This is a genomic window from Actinomyces oris, from assembly GCF_001929375.1.
In the GTDB taxonomy this organism is placed as follows: domain Bacteria; phylum Actinomycetota; class Actinomycetes; order Actinomycetales; family Actinomycetaceae; genus Actinomyces; species Actinomyces oris_B.
In genome coordinates this window covers 1-5,837 of sequence record NZ_MSGO01000084.1, presented here as the reverse complement: position 1 = coordinate 5,837, position 5,837 = coordinate 1, and the positions used below count along the sequence as shown (strand labels likewise).

3 protein-coding genes are annotated in these 5,837 nt (G+C 68.8%); 1 reads left to right on the top strand and 2 read right to left on the bottom strand.

Annotation, left to right across the window (positions count from 1 at the left end):
* Positions 1–76: 76 nt before the first annotated feature.
* Positions 77–1,537, top strand: coding sequence for an AI-2E family transporter (locus tag BKH32_RS13000; RefSeq protein WP_075250409.1), 1,461 nt, complete (start codon positions 77–79; stop codon positions 1,535–1,537).
* A gap of 12 nt (positions 1,538–1,549) precedes the next feature.
* On the opposite strand, the gene BKH32_RS12995 is transcribed toward BKH32_RS13000, so the two are convergent.
* Together BKH32_RS12995 and BKH32_RS12990 are read right to left on the bottom strand one after the other, a co-directional pair.
* The gene (locus BKH32_RS12995) at positions 1,550–4,957 is read right to left on the bottom strand and encodes an error-prone DNA polymerase (protein WP_075250408.1); all 3,408 of its coding nucleotides are present in this window, start codon (positions 4,955–4,957) and stop codon (positions 1,550–1,552) included.
* A 23-nt stretch (positions 4,958–4,980) separates the two neighbouring features.
* Positions 4,981–5,837, bottom strand: an 857-nt coding sequence (locus tag BKH32_RS12990; RefSeq protein ID WP_178384698.1) for an HNH endonuclease, incomplete at its 5' end; no start/stop codon positions are given.

Sequence of the window (5,837 nt, the reverse complement as noted above, 5' to 3'; positions counted from 1 at the left end):
TCCCAAGGAAGTACAGCTAGTAGGCTGGGCGTGTTTCGTCAGCCCGTTATCCAACGAAGGACTGATCGTTCACCCTATGGCAACAAACAGCTCTCCGTCACAAGAGCCGACGCAGGATACGTCGGCCGAGAATCCCGCGTCCTCCCAGAGCTCCGACTCCCACCAGGCGGCTCAAGGACCCGACTCGGAGAAGAGGCCCACCCGAGAGATTCTCAGCAGCAGTGGCCTGCTGAGCCGGCTCAAGAGCGCCCGTACGGCGCTGGACCGGGGGATCGACTGGGCGGAGAAGCGCAGGCAGGCAGACCGCGACTACCAGCTGCACTGGGAGTCGGCCCTGGAGGAGGCGACAGAGATCAGGCCTGCCTCTCCCCCGGTGTCCACCACCCATGTGCGCGTGGCCCCCTCGGTATCCTTCCCGGAGACGGTCACGACCCGTTCCTCAGTCATGGACTCTCTGCCCTTCTGGCTGGTGCGGGGTGGCATGGGTGCCTGGCTGGGACTCGGCATCATCATTGTCATCGGTCTTGTCTTCTACGCCACCTCACAGGTGGTCCCGGTCTTCATCGGTCTGTTCATGGCACTGGTGTTCACCTCGATCCTCCAACCGATGGTCAACCTCTTCGCCAGGATCATGCCCCGCTACCCGGCGACCTTCCTGGCACTGCTCACCACCATCGGTGTAATCGCCGGACTGGTCACGTACGTGGTCACCTCGGTCACCAGCCAGTGGAACTCCTTGGCATCCCAGTTCGGTGATGGTCTCAACACGATCATGGACTTCCTGGAGAACGGGCCGTTGCACCTGACGCAGCAGCAGATCTATCACCAGCTCCAGCTCTGGCTGCGCCAGGGGCAGCACTATCTGCAGTCCAATGCCCCGTCCTTGGCCTCCGAGGTGCTCTCCAACGCCAGTGCGGTCGTCGATGTGCTCACCGTCCTGGCCCTGGCGCTGTTCGTCACGATCTTCTTCCTCGCCTCCGGGGGCAAGATGTGGCGCTGGTTCCTCAACGAGCTGCCTGCCACGATGCGGGAGTCGACCCACCGGGCAGCGGGCGCCGGCTGGTACACCTTCGCCGGGTACGCCCGCGGCACTGTGCTGGTGGCGCTCACCGACGCCATCATGGCCGGGATATTCCTACAGCTGGTGGGGATCCCGTTGGCGGCCCCCCTGGCGGTGCTCGTGTTCATCGGCGCCTTCATCCCGATCATTGGCGCTCCTCTGGCGATGCTTGTGGCCATGGTGGTGGCTCTGGCCTCCGGCGGTTTCGTCACCATGATCGTTGTCGGCGTGGGAGTGGCCGGGATCGGCCAGATCGAGGGGCACATCCTCCAGCCCCTCATCATGGGTCGTCAGGTCTCTCTGCACCCTGTGGTGGTGATCATCGGTGTCGCCCTGGGGACCTACTCCGCCGGCCTGCTCGGCGCGATCGTCGCGGTCCCGCTGATCAGTGTGCTCTGGTCCGTCTACTCCGAGCTGCATACCAAGGACGCCCCGGTCACGGGCGAGCTGCCCGCCTACTCCTCCCGCAAGGAGTGAGGGGCGCCACCGTCAGCACCAGTCCCGGCTACCGGTGCCGGGGACACCGGGAAGGACCTGGAGACGATCCGCCATGAGTGCGACGACGCCGTCGCCCTTCTCCACGGTGCCGCGCACGATGAGGGCGACGGCGCGTCTGCCGACGCTGCGGTAGCGGCGCCACATGCCGGCTCGGCAGGCGACGTTGAGCAGACCGGTCTCATCCTCCAGGTTGAGGAAGATCATGCCGGAAGCGGTGTGGGGGCGCTGCCGGTGGGTGACGACGCCGGCGACCCTTACCCGGCTCCCATTCTCCTGATCCGCCAGGTCGGCTGCGCTGAGCACGCCGTCGGCGGTCAGCGAGGGGCGCAGCAGCCTCAGGGGCGAGCCCTGCGTGGACACTCCGGTCAGGCTCAGGTCGGCGGCCTGACGCTCGTGGTCGGTCATGGTCGGCAAGGTCGGGGCCTGGGCACCGACAGCGGTTCTCGGAAGCGTGGGCTGGTACCACGCGCCCAGCCCCTGGCGGGAGGCGTCACGACGTCGGCCGTGCTCCTCGGAGAGGACCCCGGCAGCCCACAGGGCCTGACGACGCTCCATCCCCAGACTGTCCAGGGCTCCTGAGACGGCCAGTGACTCAAGGCGGGAGCGGCTCAGACTCACGCGTCGCGCAAGATCGGCCAGGTCCCGGTAGGGGCCGTGAGCACGGCGCTCGGTGACGATGGTCTGCGCGGCCCGCTCCCCCAGCCCCTTGATCGGGGCCAGGCCCAGACGCACCGCGAGGTCGTCGTGGACGTCCAGGGCGGATGGGGCGGCAGGATGGGGTCTCAGCGGCTCCCACTGGTCTGACCGGTCTGCATCCTGGTGGTCCTCCCGCTGCTCGACGGTGGCCTGCGCCAGTGAGCGGTTGACGTCTGCGGGCAGGACGCGCACACCGTGGCGGCGAGCGTCGGCGACCAGGGACTGCGGGGACCAGAAGCCCATGGGCTGGGCGGCCAGGACCCCGGCATAGAAGTCCTCGGGTTTGCGCGCCTTGAGCCAGGCCGAGGCGTAGACCAGGTAGGCGAAGGAGAAGGCGTGGGACTCGGGGAAGCCGAACTCGGCGAACGACCTCAGCTTGCTGTAGATCGTCTCCGCGGTGGGCGCATCGATGCCCCGGGACCTCATTCCGGCTATGAGCTTGTCGTGGAGGGCTTCCATGCGCTCGATGGATCGTTTGGCCCCCATGGCCTGACGCAGGGTGTCGGCCTCGGCGGGGCTGAACCCCGCGGCGTCGACGGCGATCTGCATGAGCTGCTCCTGGAAGAGCGGCACTCCCAGGGTCTTGGTCAGGGCGGGCTTGAGGGAGTCATGCAGGTAGGTGACCTCCTCGCGCTTCAGGCGGCGGCGGATGTAGGGGTTGACGGCGTCGCCCTGGATGGGGCCGGGGCGGATGAGGGCGACCTCGACGACGATGTCGTAGAAGGTCTGGGGGCGGAGTCGGGGCAAGGTGGCCATCTGGGCGCGTGACTCGACCTGGAAGACCCCGACCGTGTCCGCGGCCGTGAGCAGCCGGTAGACGGCCGGATCCTCCTCGGGCAGGGTGTGCAGCCCCCAGGGGCGGCCGGACTGGGAGGTGCGCAGCTCCCCTTCCGTCACGGTCTCGGGAACGGTCTGTCCCCGCTGTGCCAGTGTGGTGAAGGCCAGTCGCAGGGCGGTGAGCGCCCCCAGGCCCAGGAGGTCGAACTTGACCAGGCCGGCCTCGGCGCAGTCGTCCTTGTCCCACTGGAGGACCGAGCGGTTGTCCATGGCGGCCCAGCGCACCGGGCAGACCTCGGTGACAGGGCGTCCGCACAGGACCATCCCTCCGGGGTGGACTCCCAGGTGGCGGGGCAGTCGCAGCAGCTTCTCCGCGATGTCGAGGACTGGCTCGGGGACCTCGTCGCTCTGTCCGGTCAGTCCTCCGGGACGCACCGAGGTCCACCGCTCCATCTGCTTGGCCCAGGCGTCCTGCACGCCTGCGGGGTGACCGAGGGCTCGGGCGGCGTCGCGGACAGCGGATCGGGGGCGGTAGGAGATGACGTTGGCGACCTGGGCGGCACGTTCTCTGCCGTATCGGGAGTAGACGTGTTGGATGACCTCCTCGCGGCGGCAGGCCTCAATATCGAGGTCGATGTCCGGGTAGCCGGCTCGCCCTGGGGACAGGAAGCGCTCGAAGAGCATCCGGTGCCTGACGGCGTCGACGGCTGTGATGCCCAGGGCGTAGCAGACTGCGGAGTTGGCCGCCGATCCCCTCCCCTGGCACAGGATTCCCGACTGTGCGCAGAACTCGACAATGGCGTGCACGATGAGGAAGTAGCCGGGGAATCCCAGGGACTCGATGACCTCGAGCTCGTGGTTGAGCACATCCCAGGCCCGAGGGTTCTCCTGCGGGGTGCCGTAGCGGCGGGTGGCGCCTTGACGGGTGAGCTCGCGCAACCAGCTGGCAGGTGTGTGTCCCTCCGGGACATCGGCGTCGGGAAGGCCCGGAGCGATGAGGGACAGGTCGAAGGCGAGGTCTGCGGCGAGCTCGGCGGCCAGATCGACGGCGTCGGGACTGCGTCGGTGGAGCAGTGCCATGTCCTGGGCTCCTCGCAGCCAGCGGCCGATGGCGGGCAGATGGCCACGGGCGCCTTCCAGGTCGGTGACCAGGCGGGTTGAGGTGAGCACGTCGGCGAGACGGGCGTCGGTGGGGCGGGCGCAGCGCACTGCACCGGTGGCCACGAGAGGCAGCCGGTGGTCGTGAGCCAGCCGGGTCAGGGTGTCAGTGAGGGCGGCGTCGGTGGGGCCGCCATTGAGGGTGAGCTCAACGGCCAGGCCGATTGCGGCATCCCCGTCAACCTGTGGGCGACCGGTGGTCGTGGGGCCGGTACTGGGGGGACGGCCTCGATCAGGCGCGGCGAAGAGCTCGGTCAGGTGTCCCAGGCAGGCATCTGCCGCCTTCAGGTCCCAGGCGCCGGGGCGATGAGGATCGCCCAGAGCCCGACGCAGGGGGCCGTTGGCGGTACCGGTGAGGACAAGGCAGGTCCCCGCCGTTCCCTTGGTCTGGCCGGTGGGGTCGGAGCGGAGAGCCGAGGCTAGCGTGGTCAGGTCGTGGGCTGGTTCTTGACGTCGCCCTGCGTTCAGGTTGTGCTGAGAAATGGCGGACACCAGGCGGCGGTAGCCGACGGGGTTGCGAGCCAGGACGGGCAGGTGGGAGCCGTCGGCCAGGGTGAGCTCGGTGCCGTGGATGGTGGGCAGGCCATGAGCACGACCCGCCTGGGCGTGCTTAACGATGCCGGGGACGCCGTCGTGATCGGTCAGGGCGAGGGCCTCCAGACCGAGCTCGACGGCGACCGAGGCCAGGTCGTCGGGCTCATTGGCCCCGTCGAGAAAGGAGTAGGCGGAGTGGGCGTGGAGCTCGGCATAGCGGTGTCGACTGGTCATGTCTGTCCGTGGCACCTGATGGTTCAGAAGGGTGGGGCTTGGTCGATGAGGGGTACCAGTCCGAGGGTGTGGGTGGCTTTGGGGTAGGGGGTGGTCTCAAAGGCTCCGGGTTTCTGGCCGGGTTGGGGGCCGCGGGTGACGAGGCGGGTGGTATCGCTGGGGCCGGACTCGGTGCTGGTGTTGGTGTTGTTGAGGGCGGTGTTGAGGCGGTTGAGGATGTCGGGGCTGATCTGCTGGCTCAGGTCGGCCGGTACGACGGTGCCGGGGACGTAGCGCTGGTGGGGGCCGACCTTGTGGGGCAGGCGGTCGATGGTGCCGTCTGGGTGGCGCTGGTAGACGGTTTTGTCGGGGGTGTGCCAGGACAGGGTCCCGGTGGTGTTGTCTCTGGTGAGGGCCCATCCGGGGGTGTGCTTGAGGCGGTGGTGGGCCTGGCACAGGACCACGAGGTTGTTCAGGCTGGTGGTTCCGCCTTGGCTCCAGGCGGTGAGGTGGTCGATGTCGCCGCGGGAGGCGGGGGTCTGGCAGGTGGGGAAGACGCAGGCCCGGTCGCGGGCGCGTACCAGGTCGGCCAGGCCGGCCGGGGGACGGTACCTGGTGCGGCCCACGTCCAGGACGGTGCCGCCCACGGGGTCGGTCACCAGGCGCCTCCAGGTCCCGCCTGTGGCCAGGGCCCAGGCGGTCAGGGTCGGCACCGCCACGCTGCGCGCCCCGATGGAGACTTCAGCGACCCCGGCCGCAGCGGACAACGAGGCGGCGGGCTGAACGGTGGGCTGGGGAGTGGGAGCGGCGGAGAACGACGCGGTGGGCTGGGGAGTGGGAGCGGCCGGGTCGGGTTCAGGCAGACTTTCCCCGCTGGAACCGGGCAGAGTCCTCCCGCTGG